The organism is Acidovorax sp. SRB_24 (assembly GCF_012931925.1).
The window spans coordinates 1-17,240 of record NZ_MWOM01000073.1 but is presented as its reverse complement, the minus strand read 5'-3'; the positions used below and the strand labels follow the sequence as shown (position 1 = coordinate 17,240).

Genomic DNA, 17,240 nt, shown 5'->3' with positions numbered 1-17,240 from the left:
AGGGCGGCGGGGCGTCGCAGCGCAGCGGCGGTTAAAGGAAACGGGGAGGGCATGGGCGTCTTGGGGAGTGAAAGCATTAGCCGGCCGGCTTGCCGGTGGACTGGCGCAGCGCTTCGCCGTTGGCCAGCATGCGCTGCAAAAACTGCAGCAGCTGTTGCCATTCACCGTGGCTGAAGTCGCTCAGGTGGCCGTTGAGCACCTCGGCGAGCGCGCCCGGCACCTTGGCGGCGACCTCGCGGCCCGCATCCGTCAGCACCAGGTGCACCACGCGGCGGTCCGCGGTCGAGCGCTCGCGGCGCACCAGGCCTTTGGCCTCGAGGCGGTCGAGCGCGCGCGTCATGGCGCCGGGGTCGATCTCCAGGTCGCGCGCGAGACTGGCCACGGTGTTGCTCTCGCAGCGCATGAGCTTGTAGAGGGGCAGGTACTGCACATAGGTCAGGTCGTGCGCGGCAAGCTGCGCATCGGCCTGCGACAGGATGGAGCTGAGCACCTTGCGCATCAGGTAGCCCACGCTCTGGTCGGGCGTGTACTGGCCGGGCTCATAGAAAGGGCGGGGCGCCGCAGCGGGTTGGGACATGGCGCGCAATTTACTTGCCTAGACAATGATTGTCTCGACATGAATTGATGCCCGGGAGCCCTGCGGGGTTTTTTTGCCGCCGCGCCGACAGGGATCGGATACCTTGGGGCGGGGCATATTCGCTATTTAATCGATAGCTTTCCGCGCTTGTTGGTATTGGTCTGGAGGTACTTTGGAATCCAAACTCAGGCGAGCCGCACCACCGCCACGATCGCCACGCCGATCCACAGGTTGACCACCACCCAGGTGCGGATGCTCGCCAGCGCCTGGCCACCCGCCGCCCAGTCCGACGCGGCGGCGGCGCGCTGCAGGCGCTTGAATAGCGCAAAGCGGATGTGGCCAAAAATCGCCATCATCACCAGGCCCAGCGTGGCCATCACGGTCCACGACAGCGGCATCGAAAACTGCCCGCCCGACTGCACGGCCTCCTTGGCGACGCGGCCGATCATCCACAGCCCCGTGCCCAGCACCAGCACCACCGCGGCCCCAATGGCGGCAAAAAAGCGCTGCAGCACGCCCAGCATCAGCGGCACGCGCAGCGCGGGAGGCAATGTCTGCGCGGCCGGGCGCAGGAAGAAATGGGCGAACACCATGCCGCCGATCCAGACGATGAGGGCCAGCAGGTGGATGAGCTTGAGGGTGGCGTAGAGCATGGGGGAGCTTTCAAAAGAGGCCCTGGTGGGGCGGGATGCATGGATGTCGGGGCCGGCCGACGCAGCCTGCCGGCCGTGGCGGGGACGGCTTCAGGCGGCCGTGCTGGCGCCGCCGTGGGAGCTCGGGTGGGGCGCGGGCGTGCTCACGGGCCGCCACGCGGCGGGAGCGGCGTTTCTCTTGCACTGGTACATCGCCGCGTCGGCGTGGGCCAGCAGCGTGGTGGCTTCGCTGCCGTGGTCGGGGTAGACCGCGACGCCAATGCTCGGGACGATGGCCACGCGCTGGCCTGGCAGCGTAAAGGGCGCGGCAAATGCGGCCAGGATCTTTTGCGCCACGTTGTCTGCGTGGCCGCTCGACGGGCCGCTTTCGAGCAGCACCACGAATTCGTCGCCGCCCAGGCGCGCGACCGTGTCCGAACTGCGCACGCAGCCGAGCAGCCGCTGGGCGACTTGTTGCAACAGCAGGTCGCCCGCAGCGTGGCCGAGGGTGTCATTGACCTGCTTGAAGTGGTCCAGGTCCAGGAACAGCAGCGACAGCCGCGTGTGGTCGCGCCGCGCCCGGGCCAGCGCGGTGCGCAGGCGGTCGAGAAAGAGCTGGCGGTTGGGCAGCTCGGTGAGCTGATCGAACTGCGCCATGTGCTGCAGCCGGGCATGCATCTGCTTGCGCTCGATGGCAAACGCGATCTGCGCGGACACGAACTGCAGCAAATCCCTGTCCTTCTCGGTGTAGCGCGCGTCCTCGCCATAGCCCTGCAGCACCAGCGCGCCGATGGCGCCGCGCTGCGTTGCCAGGGGCACGCCGAGCCAATAGGGCGCCGCTGCCGCCGCTGCCTCCGCTGCGCCAGCGGTCTCGGGCGTGACCAGCAAGGTCTGCCCGCTGCGGATGACCTGGGCGCACAGCGCGTCCGCGCCCAGCGGCAGTGGCGGGGGCGCCGCATGGCGTTCGTTCACGTGATAAGGAAAGCTCAGCTCGTCGCGCTCGGCGTCGTACAGCGCCACGGCAAAGTTCTGTGCCGCCAGTAGGCCGCCCAGGGTCTGGTGGATGCGCTCGAACAGCGCCAGCAGGTCTTCGGCCGTGTGGGCCGCCTCGGAAATCGCGTACACGGCGGCCTGCAGCGCCTCGGTGTGCTTGCGCTCGGTGACGTCGTGCGCCACAGCCACGCGCACCTGCTCGGTCTCCACCCAGCGCGCGGTCCAGCGGATGTGCGCGATGCGGCCGTCCTTGCGCACGTAGCGGTTCTCGAAGCCCAGTTGCAGCCCGCCGTCCGTCACGCGCTGCGCTTCCTGCCGCGTGAGCTCGCGGTCGTGCGGGTGCACCAGATCGAACATGCGCAGACCCACGGCCTCTTCGGGGGCGTAGCCAAAAATGCGCTCGAATGCCGCACTCACAAAAACGATGCGGCTTTCGACATCGACGATGCAGACGGCGTCGAGCAGCAGGTCTGCGAGGTTGGTGGACAAAAGGCGGTGCATGGCGGCGGAGCGAGAAGACATTTTCAGGGCGCGGCGCAGCGGGCGGTGGGGCGGGAAATGGAGCGGACGGGCATCGCGGCATTGTGCCCGCCTGGCGTGACAAGCGTGCGGCCAGGGCTGGCTGCGGGCAAGGCAGAATGCCATGTGCCCGCCGGCAGAGCGCCGGCCTTCCACCGACCGCCGACCGCGCCATGGACAAACACTACCTCACCCCCCTTTTCACGCCAGTGTCCATCGCCGTGCTGGCTGGCAGCTCCGAGGCCCCCGAGCAGCTCACGCCCCAGGCGCGGGCCGTGCACAGCGCGCTGCGGGCACAGAAGTTCAAGGGCACGCTGCAGTTTCTCGATGTCCACACCAGCGGCACGCTGGCCGACCTGGCGCAGCGGCGCGCCGACCTCACGGTCATTGCCCTGCCGGCGCAGGACCTGCCGGCAGCGCTGGAGGTGGCCGCGCGCATTGGCTCGCGCGCGGCGCTGGTCATCTCCAGCGGGGTGGGCGCGGCCGAGGCCGCAGAGCTGAAGAAAATCGCCCAGCGCGAGGGCATCTACCTGCTCGGCCCCAACAGCATGGGCCTGCAGCGCCCGGTCTTGGGCCTCAACGCCAGCGCGGTCGGTCCACTGGCCAATGCCGGCCCGCTGGCGCTGGTGTCGCAGTCGGGGGCGCTGACCTCGGCCATCCTGGACTGGGCCGGCAACAACGGCGTCGGCTTTTCGTCGGTGGTGTCGCTCGGGCCCGAAACGGCGCTCGACATCGCGCAGGTGCTCGACTTCCTGGCCAGCGACCCGCACACGCAAAGCATCGTCGTCTACCTCGAAGGCATCTCGAATGCGCGCGAATTCATGAGCGCGCTGCGCTCGGCCGCACACGCCAAGCCGGTGGTCGTGCTCAAGGCCGGGCGCAAGCCGGCCGGCAACCGCGCGGCGCTCACGCACAGCGCGGCCATCGTCGGCAGCGACGACGTGTTCGATGCCGCCCTGCGGCGCGCGGGCGCGGTGCGCGTACGCTCGTTCGTGGAATTGTTCTCGGCCGCCAAGTGCCTGGCCTCGCGCTACCGCGCCGTCGGCCCGCGCCTGGCCATCGTCACCAACGGTGGCGGCCCGGGGGTGCTGGCGGCCGACTGGGTCAATGAAATCGGCCTCGACCTGGGCACGCTGCAGGGGCCGCGCGCGCAGGCGCTGGCGCCACAGCTGCCCCCGCTTGCCTCGCTCAGCGACCTGATCAATTTATCGGAAGACGCCACGCCGGCGCACTACCAGCTGGCGGTCGAGGCGGCCAGCGCCGAGCCCTTGGTCGACGGCGTGCTGGCGATTTATTCGCCGCGCAGCAACGCCGATGCCAGCGGCGTGGCGCGCGCGCTGGCGCAGACCGCACGCCAGATGTCCAAGCCGCTGCTGACCTGCTTCATGGGCGATGCCCAGGTGGTGCCGGCGCGCGCTGTGCTGCGCGAGGCGGCGCTGCCGGCCTTCCGCACGCCCGAGGCGGCGGTGGGCGCGTTTGGCGACATCGCCTCGTTCTACCAAAACCAGAAGATGCTGCAGCAGACGCCGACCTCGCTGAGCGCGCTGGCCAAGCCCGACATCGCCGGCGCGCGCCTGCTGATCGAGAGCGTGCTGGCCGAGCAGCGGCATGTGTTGACCGAGATCGAATCCAAGACGCTGCTGGCGGCCTTCCACATCCCCGTGACGCAGACCGTTCTGGCGCGCAGCGCCAACGAGGCCATGATGATCGCCACGCAGCTGGGCTTTCCGGTGGCGCTCAAGATCGATTCGCCCGATGTGGCGCACAAGTCCGACGTGGGCGGCGTGGCGCTCGATATCCGCAATGGCTCGGCGGCGCGCGACGCCTACAACGACATGGTGCAGCGCGTGGCGCACGCGCAGCCCGGCGCGCGCATCAACGGCGTGAGCGTGCAGCGCATGGCGCGCGGCCAGCGCGGGCGCGAAATCTGCATCGGCATGGTCAGCGATGAGCCGTTCGGCCCGGTCATCACCTTTGGCGCGGGCGGCACCATGATCGAGCTGATCAACGACCGCGCGATGGAGCTGCCGCCGCTCAACCAGTACCTGGCGCACCACCTGATCGAGCGCTCGCGCGTGGCGCAGACGCTGGGCGAGTGGCGCAACGCCCAGGCCGTGAACCGCGAGGTGCTGGAGCAGACGCTGCTGCGCGTCTCGGAGATGGTGTGCGCGCTGCCCTCGCTGCGCGAGATGGACATCAACCCGCTGATCGTCGACGAGTTCGGCGCGGTGGCGGTCGACGCGCGCATCGTCATCGGGCACGCGCAGGACAGCAGCGGCTTTGGCCATCTGGCCATACCGCCGTACCCGGCGCAGTACGAGCATGTCTGGCCGCTGCGCGACGGCGGCCAGTACACCGTGCGCCCCATCCGCCCCGACGATGCGCCGCAGCTGCAGGCGCTGGTGCAGGGCCTGTCGCCGCAGAGCCGCTACTTTCGCTTCGTGTCATCGCTGGTCGAGCTGCCGCCCTCGATGCTGGCGCGCTTTGCGCTGATCGACTACGACCGCGAGATGGCGCTTGCCGCCATCTTCCGTGAGCGCCAGGTGGCCGCCGACGGCACCGTGACCGAAACCGAGCGCCTGGTGGGCGTCTCGCGCTACGTCACCAACCCCGACCACAGCAGCTGCGAGTTCGGCCTGGTGGTGGCCGACGATTTCAACGGCAAGGGACTGGGCTCGCGCCTGATGCTCAGCATCATGGACGTGGCGCGTGACCGCGGCCTGGCGGAAATCGAAGGCCTGGTGCTGGCCAACAACACCAGCATGCTGCGCCTGATGCGCAATCTGGGTTTTGCCATCAAGCCTTTTGCCGAGGATGCCGACTTCAAGCTCGTGACGCACCGGCTGTGAATGGATTCCCTGCGCGCCCTTGGCAGCGCCGTTGCGCTTGCCCGTCGTCCAGTGGCGGAGCACGGTCGGGAGCGCGGAAAGCCGTGCGCGTGTCGCATTGCCACACGCATCGGTGGCACCGCCAGTGCTTTTGTGCTCTTTAAATGAGAGCTTCTAGCGCTTGATGGGCCTGCGTTAGAGGCCTATTTCATGATTTATTCGGAGGGCATGGCGGCCGCCGTCCAGATGCCTTGTGGGCTGCGCTGTCACCGTGCCGCGACCGGGTCGAAGCCAAAAAACGAGGCCGCAGACTGCATCTCCGGCAGCACATAGACCACGCCCGGCGCATGGCCCAGGTGGGGCAGCACAAAGCGGTCATAGAACGCGGCGGGCACGTTCACGCAGCCGTACGAGATGCGGTTGTCTGCCGGCGTGGCGCTGGCCAGGCGCTGCAGGCGGCGCTCGGCCGGGTTGGTTGCGCGCACGCGGTGCAGCGAGACCGCGTCGTCGTAGTCGATCCAGACAATGTCCTCGCCCTGCAGGTTGCGCCCCGGCTCGGAGACAAAGCGCCCGGCAGGCGTGGTGCGCTCGTGCGGTGCGATGCGGGACATGGGCCGCTCGCCGATGCCGGGCACCGCGCGGTCGCCCCGCGCCAGGCCCAGCAGCACGGGGGCTGATGCCTGGAGCGTGCCGTCGGCGCTGAACACATGCACCGCGGCAGCGCGCTTGTCCACCAACACGAATGGCAGCCGCGCGTTGTTGCCGCTGCGCCGCACCCAGTGGGCCACCGCGCGCGCCTCGGACGAAAGCGCGGGCTGCGCCGCGGTCGTTGCGCGGGGAATGGTGGCGCTGCCGCCGGCCGGTGCCGCCTGCGCGGCGCCGCCGCACCCGGCCGCCACAGCCGCCAGCACCGTGCACGCACGGATCCAATGGAGCCAAGAAGAGGAGCAGGGCAGTGTCATGGGAAAGGGCAACGAAACGTCAGATTCACGATTCTGTGGCGCACGCAGGTGGCGCAGCATTCCACACAATTCACAAAAAAGCGGCCATCTCGTGTGAAATGGCCGCCCGTCGAACGGCTATCAAACCGCCAAGGTCAGTGTCTACTATGCCAGAGCGCTCGGGGCGGTGCGCCCCGGCGCGTGCCTGGCCGGCCGGTGCACTGCCGATCAGCGGTACACGTGCTCGCCGCGGTTGTTGCGCCACTCGTTTTCGAGATAGGCGGCGTCGTCGTCCGACTTGGTGCGCAGACCCATCAGAATGCCGCCGCGCTTGATGCCTTCTTCATAGTGCTTGACGCGCTCTTCGGGAATGTTCCAGCCGATCAGTGCGCCGATCAGGCCACCACCGGCGGCACCCGCTCCAGCACCTGCGGCGGCCGCTGCCAGCGGGCCGGCAATCACCAGACCCAGGCCGGGCAGTGCCAGCGTCGTGCCCACGGCGGCAATGGCCGCGATCACCGCGCCCACGGTGCCGCCAATGGCGCCGCCAATGCCTGCGCCCTCGGCTGCCTTGTTGCCCAGCTCGGTTTCCCTGCCCGCGGTCGTGTCGCCAAAGTGGCGGGTGCGGGTTTCATCGGACATCACCAGGTTCACGTCGTCCTTGGAGTAGCCGCGGGTGTTCGCTGCGTTGTATGCGGCCTCGGCACTGTCGCGGTCGGGGAACAGGCCCGTCACAAGCTTGCCCGAGGGGGTGGTTGTGGTGGTCGTGCCGGTGGTGGAGTTGATGCCGGTCGTGTCGGTGGTCGGGTTGTAAGGCGTGTTCATGGCTTTTCCTCTCAGGTCAACAGGGATGAAAAAAGGCTGGGACGGGGTACAGCAAGGCCGTCAGTTGCGGTCTGCACGGGCGCGCCGGGTGCCATAGGCGCCCATGCGCTGGCCACTGCTGTTCATGTCGGAGCTCATGGCGCCCGTGGTGTTGTTGGTGTTGGTGTCCATGTTCGATGCACTGGAGCCCGTTCCCATCGATCCGCTGGTGCTGCCGGACATGCCCGCATTGCCAGTCGTGCCGGTGGTGGTGTTGGTAGTGCTAGTGCCGGTGCCGGTGCCGGTGCGGTTCTGGACCTGGTTGGCGGCGTCCCGGGCGCGGTCGGCGGCTGACTGGTCGGTGCGCACCACGGTGCCGGTGTCCGAGCGCGGCACAGCGTTCTGGGTGGCTTGGGACGCGTCTTGCGGTGTGACACCGACCGAGGCAGGAGGCTGTGTGCTCGTACTCGGGGTCGTCTGGGCGAAGGCGCCGCTGGCTGCCAGCGCCAGGGCTGCGCCCACTGACATGGCTTTGATCGATGCGTTCAACATGGCTTTCTCCTTGTCCGAAAGTGGGTAAACGAACCAGAAGCAGGCCGCAGGGCGCGGTGGGGAACGGTGTGCCACGGGGGCGGTGGCCTGTTCCCAGTTCGAACTTTCAGTGTGCTACCCGGCGCTGTCCGGGCCAGCGGAAAAAGCGCCCGTGAGCGTGTAGGAGATATCCGCCAGCTTGGATGGCTCCCCGGCCGCGAGGACGCCACTAGACGCTGATGCCTGTTGGACCAGGGATGTTTTGCCAATTTACCTTAGTAGATTTGTACTACCCATGCGCCTAAAAAAAGGCGCTTTGGCCTAATCAAAAAAGGGCTCAATGCCCATGCTCCCATTCCTTGCGTGGCTATATTTAATTTATCCGCAAGAGCATTGTCTCCAGGTGGAGTGAATAAAAATCAAAAATATACCAAACTGGAGATATATATGCAATCAGTCGGCCATCTGTTGCATGCCGTTGTGGAGTTTTTAAAGGGCGAGTCCGGCGTATCGCTTATAGAGTGCATATTAATAGGGGCTATTATCGCGGTGGTTAGCGCACTTTCGTTTCTCGCGCTGTCCAAAGAAATGCAAGGGTAGATCATGCAAGAATTTTATTCTTTAATGGAACTCCTGGTGGCGCTCATCAAGGATCCGCGCACCGCCGTTCTGTTTATATTTCTGGTAGCGGCTTCTGTGAACGACTATCGTACCTACAAGATTCCCAATTGGTTAACTGTCAGCGGTATTATTTTTGGATTGATTTACAGCGCGATAGTGCCGTTTTCACGCGACCATGGATTTTTTTGGGCATTGGGAGGGCTCGTGCTGGGGTTTTTGATCATGCTTCCCTTATACGCATTGAGAGTGATGGGTGCCGGGGATGTCAAGTTAATGGCCATGGTGGGTGCTTTCCTGGGTGTGACCGATATCTTGTATGCCGTCATTTTTTCATTCATTGTGGGTGGTATAGCCGCATTGGCGTTTGCGCTATATGCCAAGGCATTGGTACGCATGCTGCTTAATGTCAAGGACACTGTGCAAATGGTGGTGATTTCGGCCGTTGGCGGTTTCAAGCCGGAAGTGCAGATAGATGCACAAAAATCGGTAGGAAAACTGCCGTATGGCATCTGCATCAGTATTGGAACAATGACGTACGCCGTGGCAAAGCAACTAGGTTACGCATAAATCGTTCACTCAAGCCCATGAAAGACAGCAATGAAAAATATTAAAGCCCTCGGATTGTTGTTTCTTGCCTTGATGGTCGGTCTGGCAGCGGCAGTCTATGCAGCAGGCTGGGCAGCACGGCAATCGAATATTGCCTCCCACAAAGTCGTCGTCGCTGCGGTCGATATTGAAATGGGCAGCAAGATCAATCCGCAAATGCTGACATCGACGGACTGGCCCAGCGGTTCCATCCCGGAAGGCTCTTTCAAGGACATCAACGAACTGCAGGACCGGGTCGTCAAAGTCAGCGTGCTGAGAGGCGACGCGGTGCTGGAGCGCAAGCTGGCCCCTGCAGGTACCCAAGGCGGTCTTTCGGCCGTCATTGCCGAAGGCAAGCGGGCGATGACCGTGCGCGTCAATGACGTCGTCGGCGTGGCCGGCTTCGCTCTTCCTGGAAATTACGTCGATGTCATGGTCAATGCCCAGCAAGACAAGGGCAAGGGCGAAGAAGGCAAACAGATCAGCAAGACCGTGCTAGAGCATGTGCTGGTGTTGGCCGTGGCCCAGGAGTCAAGCCGGGACGACACCAAACCCAAGGTTGTCAGCGCCGTCACCCTGGAGCTGTCGCTCGAAGACTCCGAAAAACTCGACCTGGCCCGCAGTGTCGGCACCCTGTCATTGGTATTGCGCAACCAGATTGACAAGAAAACCGTAGCGACCTCCGGCATTACGAAGAGCCAGCTTTTCGGCGAAAAGGAAGTGGCACCCGCCGCCATGAAAGTGGCAGCTACCACGACGCCTGTTAACAAGCCAAGAGCAGTGATAGCCAGACCGGCCGCGCAGCCAGCGGCCGAATGTGTCGAAGTGATTCAGAACGGTTCCCGATTTATCAACTGTTTCTAAATAAAAAAAGAGGGAGCAAATAAAAATGCATAAAAAATATAAGAGCCTGATTTTTCTTGTCGTGTTGGCCCTGACCGGCCAATCGTTCAGCCAAGACAAAGCAGTTGCAGCCACTCATCCGACCACGAACCCGACCGTCGACCAAACACCACGCGCGACGTCAGGTTTAAAGCCCTGTATTGGCGAGGCGAGGGTCGACCCTCCCACCTACATGGCGCTCGGCAAGTCGCGCGTCATACAGCTGGATTACCCCGCATCCCGCATGCTCGTCGGCGGGCATTCATTCAGCCGCGCAGGTCGGGCGGTTTCGGCTAACGATAAGGCGGTCCCCGGAATGCCAGCCAATGCACCGGCAGTGCCAGCTTCAACACAAGGCTCGGATGGCGTGGCAGATGTGGAGATCACGTTGCTCAGCCCCAGAGAACTGTTCTTTCTGGGCAAAAAAGCCGGCTCCATGAACGTGATCCTGCAGAGTGCCGATGGCCGTTGCGTGGTCAAGGACATCATCGTCACCATTGATCCGGACACGCTGCAGTCCAAGCTCGCCGAGTTGATGCCTGAAGAAACCGGCATCAAGGTCAAAGGCGCCGAGAACGCCATTGTGCTGACCGGCCGGGTCAGCGACGCCATCAGGCTCGACGAAGTGATGAGCCTGGCCACCGCCTACGGCGACGGCAAAAAGGTCGTCAACCTGTTGCGCATCTCGACGCCGCAGCAAGTCATGCTGGAGGTCAAGATTGCCGAGGTCAGCAAGACCTTGCTCGATAAATTCGGTGCCAGTGTCGCCGTCAACCGCTCGAGTGATGGCGGCGCCAACAGCTTCTCCTTGCTGTCCAATTTCTTGAGCAATGGCGGCGGATTGCTGCAGGCGCTGCGGGTCGGCAGAACGGCGCTCAATCTCGATGGCCAGAAAGACGATGGCCTGGTGCGGGTGCTGGCCGAGCCCAACATCATGGCCATCAGTGGCCAATCCGCCAGCTTCCTGTCGGGCGGCAAGATTTTCATTCCGGTCGCGCAGACCAGAGACGCTGGCGGCACCACTATCACGCTGGAAGAAAAGGAGTTCGGCATCGGCGTCAAGTTCACGCCGACCGTGCTCGATGGCACCCGGGTCAATCTGAAAATGGTGTCGGAAGTCTCTGACTTGTTGCAGACCGGCTCGCCTTTCACCAGCGTCAACGGCGTGACCTCTATCTTGCCTTCGCTCACGGTGCGCCGGGCCGATACCACGGTGCAACTCAACGACGGCCAAAGCTTCGTGATTGCCGGACTGATCAAGAACAACCTCACCGAAACCATCAAGCGCTTTCCCGGCCTGGGAGAAGTGCCGGTCATGGGCGCCTTGTTCCGCAGTACCGAATTCCAGAATGACCAGACCGAGCTGCTGTTCATCGTGACCCCCCGGCTGGTCAAACCGCTGGCGGAAATGCCCAGGCTGCCGACCGACAACCATGTGGTGCCGAGCCGCGCTGAAGTGATTTTCAATGGCAGTTTGGAAGGTGCATCGCCAGCAATAGCTCCAGCGGTAATTCCTACTACTCCAGCGCCCGCAACTGCTCCCGACCTTCGCAACTAGTCCAGTAAGAGGGAAAAATCATGAACACGCCTGCAATCGCCCTGCTGCTCATCCTGCTGACAGGGTGCGCCTCCGTGACGCCCAACTACGACGCGAAGTTTGGCGATGCCGTTCGTGAAGCCAAGCTGAAAATGATTATTAACCCTGACGCTGGCAGAAATCCAGATCAGGTGCTGGGAATGGATGGCAAATCGGCTAGGGAGTCGATGATTCTTTACCAGGGAACTTATAAGGCGCCACCGCCAGCGGTTAATGTGATCAATATTGGGGGAGGAATTGGAGGAGGTAAATAGCAACCCATAAGCCACGGGTTGAATTATTAAAAAATATAAGGCAAGGCTATTTATTTAAATGTTTTATTTTTGCAAATCAGTGGACAGGAGGGTGACCCATGTAGTGAAACTAATTTTATTGCCGCAGTGGATTATTTAAATTTTCAATTAACTTTAAGAGGCTCTCAAATGAATCAATTCCTCGCTCAAGTCAACAGATCCATCCGTTCCTTTGCAAAGGAGGAGGAAGGTGCTCAAGTGGTCGAATACGCGCTGATCATCGCAGTAGTCTCGATTGGATTGGTTTTGGCACTTGCCGGCCCATCTCCTAGTCTCAAGGATGGCTTTGCAAGTTTTGTCACTCGCGTCGGAGCTTGCTTAACCGGTGCCGCTACCGGCTGCTGACCGAACGCAGTATAAAAATGGCAGTGGCTTCGCAATCTTTAATGATCGCGAATCCACTTGCCTGAAAACTGTAACCTCAAGATTATCTATTTAATTCAGAATGGACCTGATGCGAATCGCTGACTTTTGTCTTCGTGAAGAGGGTTCGTGTTCGCAAAATTTATAAAAGAAGAAAATGGTGCCCAGGTGATTGATTATGCATTGATTATTTAAATTATCTAGATTGGCCTCGTTTTGGCACTCCAGCCTTCGACGATAGGCGCCAGCTTTTGGTCTTTATTAGTTGTGTCACCGCAGGCCTGACAACGGGCCATGTATCAAGTTTCATAACCGTCTTGCAACAGCGCGAAGAGGAGGCATTCTCATGCGTAGCCTAGCCAATCGCCACCAGCAGCAGGGGGCTGTCATCGTCACCGTCGCACTGCTCTTGCTCTTCTTGCTGGGGTTCATAGGTATTGCGCTGGATTTTGGCCGCCTTTTTATTGTCAAGTCAGAATTGCAAACGGCCATGGACAGCTGCGCGCTCGCTGCGGCCCAGGAGCTCGACTTACAGCCCACTGCCATCGACCGGGCCAAAAGCGCGGGCCTGACCGCCGGCAACCTGAACCGCGTCAACTTACAGTCCGTGAACTGGAGCGGGAAGGGGCAATTGGCGGCCGCCGAAATCACTTTTAAGGATTCGGCCTATCTGACCACGACAGACCCCACAGTTTCCCAGTACGTGCAGTGCCAGCACATTCAGCCCGCCATCCAGATGTGGCTGATGCAAGCGATGGGCGCCTTCTCCGGCAACACCACCGATTTCCCTAGTACCCGTAACGTGATGGCCAGTGCCGTTGCGACGCGTGCTCACGGTCAGACCACCTGCCCGATACCGGTGGCTTTCAAGCGCAAGGAATGTCCCGCTGGTTCTGGAGTAGCTTGCCCGGCACCGAACTACGGTTTGACTCCCGGAGAGTGGGTCACTGTACTGACAACTCAGGGTGCGACCCCGGGCGGTTACATCGGCTGGGCGAACCTTGATGGCTCGAACAGTGCGTCGGAGACAAGGGCGGAAATGAATGGCAAATGCGGCACCCGCGTCAACGACGTGCTAGGCACGCCAGGCACGCAGACAACGATTGCCGAAGACTGGAACTACCGTTTTGGCATCTATAAGAAGCTGCCTGACTTCAGGACAGATCCGAGCTACATGCGTCCGGATTTCAGCGGCTACTCGTACACAGCGACTAACTGGAAAAACACAGTTGCAATCAACGGTGATTTTCATAACAACGCCTGGAATGGAACACCCGCTGCGGGATCACATGCAACGGCCCAGAACTTCGTGACCAAACGGGCGAGTTTCGGCGCCTGCGCACCCAACGGCAATCTCAAGGGGGCTAACAGCTGCGAGTCAATTACCGGCATCAGCTTGAACAGCTTCAAGGATCTGGCCGCTTCCGGAAACGGCCCCTCAAGCCACGGGGCCTGGGGAACCAACCGGCGCATCGTCACGGTGCCCGTCACCGATAACAGCAATAAAGTTATCGACTTCCTCTGCATGCTCATGCTGCAGCCGCTCAGCATTCCGATGGCTAACGTGAAGCTTGAGTTCATTGGAAACGCGAGTCTTCTGACAAGCCCCTGCAGCTTCAGTGGCATGCCCGGCGGTGCGGCCGGGCCGCTGGTGCCTGCCCTAGTCCGATAGGAGTAAGACCATGAATGAACGACAAAAAGGCGTGGCACTGGTTGAATTTGCACTGATCCTGCCATTCCTGCTACTGCTATCTATCATTACCACCGAGTTTGGCCGGGCAATGTACCAGTACAACACGCTGACAAAATCCGTACGTGATGCCGCCCGCTATCTGTCGCTTCAGACCCCAGGCACAAAAATTACCGAGGCCCGGAACCTCATCGTGTATGGAAGTCTTTCCAACACAGGAAAACCACTGGCCATCGGCCTCAAGACCACGCAAGTGCCGGATCCGATCTGGGAGACCGCCGGAACCAATCCGGTGATCAACACCGTCACCGTGCGCATCCAGGGCTACACCTTCAATTCACTGTTTCCCAGTGTCTTTGGCATCCCCTTCGGCGCGATCCGTTTCTCCGACGTCACCGCCACCATGAGGAGCTATTTATGAATACCGCTCTTAAATTACGGCAATCGGGCGCCACCGCGGTCGAGTTCGCGTTGGTGCTGATCATTTTCCTGACGTTCCTGTTGGGGATCATCGACTTCAGCCGAATGCTTTTCACCTGGAATGCAGCAAACGAAGCCACCAGATTAGGAGCGAGGTATGCAGTCGTTTGCGATGACACCGGAAATTCAGCCCAGGTTCTTTTAAAAATGAAGGCGATATTGCCGCAGATCCAGACCATCAACCTCGACTGGATACCTGTGGGTTGTACACCAGCCACTTGCGAAGGCGTCACCCTGACGATTACAAACCTCGATTACCAATGGATTTCCCCCATCGCAGGAATTGCGAAACTGTCAGTCATCCGGATGCCTTCTTTTTCCACCTTCCTGACGCGAGAAATCATGCGGCAAGACCCGAACAGCGGCACCATCTGTTCATAATATTTAGGTAAGTCACCATGAAAATCGCCCTCATATCCCCTAACAAGAATCATCTGCAAGAAATGAGCAAGGTGCTTCAAGCGCATTCGCACGCCGTCACGCTCTTTGATGGTGGAAAAAGCAGAATGCGCACGGTGGCCGAACAGGAGCAGCCGGACCTTATGCTGGTGGATGGCATGTGCTGCGATCCGCATGAACTGGTTCAAGTCGAATATGTCACTACCCACCATCCCAAAATCGCGGTCATTCTGCTCTGCGCGACCCAGACGCCGGAGTTCCTGATCAACTCAATGCGGGCGGGCGTGCGCGAAGTTCTGCCTTCACCGGTGACCGCGGACGCGCTGGAGGCCGCAGTCAGCCGCATTGCGGCCAAGTTGATCAGCACCAAACCCAAGGGCCTGGGCAAGGTACTGGCTTTCATACCCTGCAAAGGCGGAAGCGGGGCCACGTTCATAGCGACCAATCTGGCTTACCAGCTGGCAGAAACGAACACGGTTCTGCTGGTGGATCTGAATCTGCAATTTGGCGATGCCCTGTCTTTCGTGCACGACGGCGAGCCAGCTTCCACTTTGGCGGATGTAGCCCATGACATCAGTCGTCTGGATGCGTCTTTCCTTTCCGCCAGCACCGTCAAAATTTCTGCCAACTACAGCATTCTGGCGGCGCCTGAAGACCTGACGAAAGCGATGGAGATCAAGCCCGAGCATATTGATGCCATCCTGGGTTTGGCTGTGACCCAGTATGACTTTGTGCTGCTGGACATGGGCCGTAATCTGGACACACTGGCCATCAAGGCCTTGGACCGGGCTTACCGCATCTTTCCGGTGTTGCAGGCCGGACTGCCCGGAATCCGAAATGCAAGCAAGCTCTTGGCTGTCTTCAAGTCGCTGGGTTACCCGGAAGACAAGATCGAGATGATCGTCAACCGCTTTGAAAAAGGGGGAGACATCAGCCTTGATGGCATTCAGCGCTCGCTCGGCACTGTCAGCCTGCGTACCGTGCCCAATTCGTACAAAGAGGTGAATGCGTCTATCAACCAGGGCGACGCCCTGGCCGAAATGGCCTCTTCCAATACGGTGGCAAAAAGTTTGGCGGAGTTTGCCGTGTCGCTCAGCCCGAAGCAGGAAGACAGCCGTAGTTTGCTGGGGCGTTTGTTTCGGCGGGCATGAAGTGCAGCGCTGCCCTTGGTTTTTTTCCATTGAATGGGAGTTAAAAAATGTCCTTCCGAGACAAACTCAATGCCGTCGCTGCAGAACCCATTGCGCCGCGGCCGCTTCATGCCGTCAACGATGCAAATCAGGGCCACGTGGCCAGTGAGGCCTACAAGGTATTGAAGGGCCAGATGCACCTGAAGCTGGTCGAAAAGTTTGACTTGGCGGCGCTGGAGAATTTGTCGCCCGTCGTGCTGCGCCAGGAAATCGCCACCATGGTGGAACGCCTGCTCATTGAGGAGCAAGCCGCCATCAATGACATTGAGCGGCGCACGCTGATCCGCGACATCCAGCATGAAATGCTCGGCTTCGGGCCGCTTGAACTGTTGATGGCCGACCCCACGGTGTCCGATATTTTGGTGAATTCCTACCAGCAGATTTATGTGGAACGCAAGGGCAGGCTGGAGCTGACCAACGTCACTTTTACCGATGAGAAGCACCTGCTGCGCATCATTGACAAAATCGTGTCGCTGGTAGGGCGGCGCATTGATGAGTCCAGCCCCATGGTGGATGCCAGGCTGCCAGATGGGTCGCGCGTCAATGCGGTGATTCCGCCGGTCGCGCTGGACGGCCCCATGATGTCGATTCGCCGGTTTGCCCATATTCCACTGCGAATGGAAAACCTGGTGATGGAACTCAAGAGCTTGACGCCAGAAATGGCGTTCATGCTGGAAGGTCTGTGCAAAGCCAAAGTCAACATGATCATCTCGGGCGGCACCGGTGCTGGCAAGACGACCTTGCTCAACATTTTGTCGGGCTATATCCCCGAGTCAGAGCGCATCGTCACCATCGAAGATGCGGCCGAACTGCAGATGCAGCAGCCGCACGTGGTCCGACTGGAAACCCGGCCCGTCAATATTGAAGGCAAGGGTGAAATTACCCAGCGCGCACTGGTGCGCAACGCCCTTCGGATGCGACCTGACCGTATCGTGATTGGCGAAGTTCGCGGCGCTGAAGCGGTGGACATGCTGCAGGCCATGAACACCGGCCATGAAGGATCGCTGACCACCATCCATGCCAACACGCCGCGCGATGCCTTGTCGCGGCTGGAAAACATGATCGGTATGGCCAACCTGAACCTTCCGCACAAGGCCGCCCGGCAGCAGATTGCATCGGCGATTACGGTCGTGATCCAGGGGCTGCGGCTGATTGACGGAAAACGCAAGATCACCAGCATTCAGGAGATTACCGGCATGGAAGGCGAAATCATCACCATGCAGGAAATCTTCACTTTCAGGCAAACCGGCATCAGTGCAACAGGCGAGGTGCAAGGCCATTTTCAGGCAACCGGCGTGAGGCCGAAATTTGCGGA

General features: G+C 61.1%; 17 protein-coding genes. 11 read left to right on the top strand and 6 right to left on the bottom strand.

The genetic code is table 11. The features are described from left to right. Positions 1–76: 76 nt before the first annotated feature. The 3 genes from B2J89_RS18160 to B2J89_RS18150 form a co-directional block, all read right to left on the bottom strand. Positions 77–577, bottom strand: a complete 501-nt coding sequence (locus B2J89_RS18160; protein WP_169170354.1) for a MarR family winged helix-turn-helix transcriptional regulator — start codon at positions 575–577, stop codon at positions 77–79. A gap of 185 nt (positions 578–762) precedes the next feature. Then, positions 763–1,230 (bottom strand): CopD family protein, encoded by a 468-nt coding sequence (locus B2J89_RS18155; protein WP_169170353.1) that lies wholly within the window; start codon positions 1,228–1,230, stop codon positions 763–765. Positions 1,231–1,320: 90 nt separating this feature from the next. After that, a complete protein-coding gene (locus tag B2J89_RS18150) occupies positions 1,321–2,703 on the bottom strand; it encodes a GGDEF domain-containing protein (RefSeq protein WP_169170357.1) in 1,383 nt (460 codons plus the stop codon). A 191-nt stretch (positions 2,704–2,894) separates the two neighbouring features. Here B2J89_RS18150 and B2J89_RS18145 point away from each other — a divergent pair, with 191 nt between their 5' ends. Beyond that, positions 2,895–5,570 carry a bifunctional acetate--CoA ligase family protein/GNAT family N-acetyltransferase gene (locus B2J89_RS18145; protein WP_169170352.1) on the top strand — a complete coding sequence of 892 codons (2,676 nt, stop codon included), beginning with the start codon at positions 2,895–2,897 and terminating at the stop codon, positions 5,568–5,570. A gap of 245 nt (positions 5,571–5,815) precedes the next feature. On the opposite strand, the gene B2J89_RS18140 is transcribed toward B2J89_RS18145, so the two are convergent. From B2J89_RS18140 to B2J89_RS18130, 3 genes are all read right to left on the bottom strand, one after another. Continuing rightward, entirely contained in the window at positions 5,816–6,511 is a 696-nt protein-coding gene (locus B2J89_RS18140) for a hypothetical protein (RefSeq protein ID WP_240965074.1), read from the bottom strand. Between the two features lie 207 nt (positions 6,512–6,718). Continuing rightward, entirely contained in the window at positions 6,719–7,315 is a 597-nt protein-coding gene (locus tag B2J89_RS18135; RefSeq protein WP_206041333.1) for a hypothetical protein, read from the bottom strand. Between the two features lie 60 nt (positions 7,316–7,375). Continuing rightward, the gene (locus tag B2J89_RS18130; RefSeq protein WP_169170351.1) at positions 7,376–7,846 is read right to left on the bottom strand and encodes a hypothetical protein; all 471 of its coding nucleotides are present in this window, start codon (positions 7,844–7,846) and stop codon (positions 7,376–7,378) included. Positions 7,847–8,428: 582 nt separating this feature from the next. On the opposite strand from B2J89_RS18130, the gene B2J89_RS18125 reads away from it, so the two are divergent. From B2J89_RS18125 to B2J89_RS18080, 10 genes are all read left to right on the top strand, one after another. Beyond that, positions 8,429–9,013, top strand: a complete 585-nt coding sequence (locus B2J89_RS18125; protein WP_169170350.1) for a prepilin peptidase — start codon at positions 8,429–8,431, stop codon at positions 9,011–9,013. Positions 9,014–9,043: 30 nt separating this feature from the next. Then, positions 9,044–9,895 (top strand): Flp pilus assembly protein CpaB, encoded by an 852-nt coding sequence (cpaB, locus tag B2J89_RS18120; RefSeq protein ID WP_169170349.1) that lies wholly within the window; start codon positions 9,044–9,046, stop codon positions 9,893–9,895. 25 nt (positions 9,896–9,920) lie between these two features. Continuing rightward, on the top strand, positions 9,921–11,471 hold the full coding sequence (locus B2J89_RS18115) for a type II and III secretion system protein family protein (protein ID WP_169170348.1): 1,551 nt from the start codon (positions 9,921–9,923) through the stop codon (positions 11,469–11,471). 20 nt (positions 11,472–11,491) lie between these two features. Continuing rightward, positions 11,492–11,764, top strand: coding sequence for a hypothetical protein (locus B2J89_RS18110; protein WP_169170347.1), 273 nt, complete (start codon positions 11,492–11,494; stop codon positions 11,762–11,764). Positions 11,765–11,932: 168 nt separating this feature from the next. Beyond that, entirely contained in the window at positions 11,933–12,148 is a 216-nt protein-coding gene (locus B2J89_RS18105) for a Flp family type IVb pilin (protein ID WP_169170346.1), read from the top strand. Positions 12,149–12,512: 364 nt separating this feature from the next. Beyond that, positions 12,513–13,838, top strand: coding sequence for a Tad domain-containing protein (locus B2J89_RS18100; protein ID WP_169170345.1), 1,326 nt, complete (start codon positions 12,513–12,515; stop codon positions 13,836–13,838). Between the two features lie 10 nt (positions 13,839–13,848). Next, positions 13,849–14,277, top strand: a complete 429-nt coding sequence (locus tag B2J89_RS18095) for a TadE/TadG family type IV pilus assembly protein (protein WP_169170344.1) — start codon at positions 13,849–13,851, stop codon at positions 14,275–14,277. Continuing rightward, a complete protein-coding gene (locus B2J89_RS18090) occupies positions 14,274–14,717 on the top strand; it encodes a TadE/TadG family type IV pilus assembly protein (RefSeq protein ID WP_169170343.1) in 444 nt (147 codons plus the stop codon). Before B2J89_RS18095 ends, B2J89_RS18090 begins: the two co-directional genes overlap by 4 nt. A gap of 17 nt (positions 14,718–14,734) precedes the next feature. Beyond that, entirely contained in the window at positions 14,735–15,886 is a 1,152-nt protein-coding gene (locus B2J89_RS18085; RefSeq protein ID WP_169170342.1) for an AAA family ATPase, read from the top strand. 47 nt (positions 15,887–15,933) lie between these two features. Beyond that, on the top strand, positions 15,934–17,240 hold a 1,307-nt coding region (locus B2J89_RS18080), incomplete at its 3' end, for a CpaF family protein (protein WP_169170341.1).

What these genes read in the sequence shown, in the direction of transcription:
- B2J89_RS18160 (WP_169170354.1), bottom strand. Translation starts at nt 577, where the DNA reads ATGTCCCAACCCGCTGCGGCGCCCCGCCCTTTCTATGAGCCCGGCCAG.
- B2J89_RS18155 (WP_169170353.1), bottom strand. Translation starts at nt 1,230, where the DNA reads ATGCTCTACGCCACCCTCAAGCTCATCCACCTGCTGGCCCTCATCGTC.
- B2J89_RS18150 (WP_169170357.1), bottom strand. Translation starts at nt 2,703, where the DNA reads ATGCACCGCCTTTTGTCCACCAACCTCGCAGACCTGCTGCTCGACGCC.
- B2J89_RS18145 (WP_169170352.1), top strand. Translation starts at nt 2,895, where the DNA reads ATGGACAAACACTACCTCACCCCCCTTTTCACGCCAGTGTCCATCGCC.
- B2J89_RS18140 (WP_240965074.1), bottom strand. Translation starts at nt 6,511, where the DNA reads ATGACACTGCCCTGCTCCTCTTCTTGGCTCCATTGGATCCGTGCGTGC.
- B2J89_RS18135 (WP_206041333.1), bottom strand. Translation starts at nt 7,315, where the DNA reads ATGAACACGCCTTACAACCCGACCACCGACACGACCGGCATCAACTCC.
- B2J89_RS18130 (WP_169170351.1), bottom strand. Translation starts at nt 7,846, where the DNA reads ATGTTGAACGCATCGATCAAAGCCATGTCAGTGGGCGCAGCCCTGGCG.
- B2J89_RS18125 (WP_169170350.1), top strand. Translation starts at nt 8,429, where the DNA reads ATGCAAGAATTTTATTCTTTAATGGAACTCCTGGTGGCGCTCATCAAG.
- cpaB (WP_169170349.1), top strand. Translation starts at nt 9,044, where the DNA reads ATGAAAAATATTAAAGCCCTCGGATTGTTGTTTCTTGCCTTGATGGTC.
- B2J89_RS18115 (WP_169170348.1), top strand. Translation starts at nt 9,921, where the DNA reads ATGCATAAAAAATATAAGAGCCTGATTTTTCTTGTCGTGTTGGCCCTG.
- B2J89_RS18110 (WP_169170347.1), top strand. Translation starts at nt 11,492, where the DNA reads ATGAACACGCCTGCAATCGCCCTGCTGCTCATCCTGCTGACAGGGTGC.
- B2J89_RS18105 (WP_169170346.1), top strand. Translation starts at nt 11,933, where the DNA reads ATGAATCAATTCCTCGCTCAAGTCAACAGATCCATCCGTTCCTTTGCA.
- B2J89_RS18100 (WP_169170345.1), top strand. Translation starts at nt 12,513, where the DNA reads ATGCGTAGCCTAGCCAATCGCCACCAGCAGCAGGGGGCTGTCATCGTC.
- B2J89_RS18095 (WP_169170344.1), top strand. Translation starts at nt 13,849, where the DNA reads ATGAATGAACGACAAAAAGGCGTGGCACTGGTTGAATTTGCACTGATC.
- B2J89_RS18090 (WP_169170343.1), top strand. Translation starts at nt 14,274, where the DNA reads ATGAATACCGCTCTTAAATTACGGCAATCGGGCGCCACCGCGGTCGAG.
- B2J89_RS18085 (WP_169170342.1), top strand. Translation starts at nt 14,735, where the DNA reads ATGAAAATCGCCCTCATATCCCCTAACAAGAATCATCTGCAAGAAATG.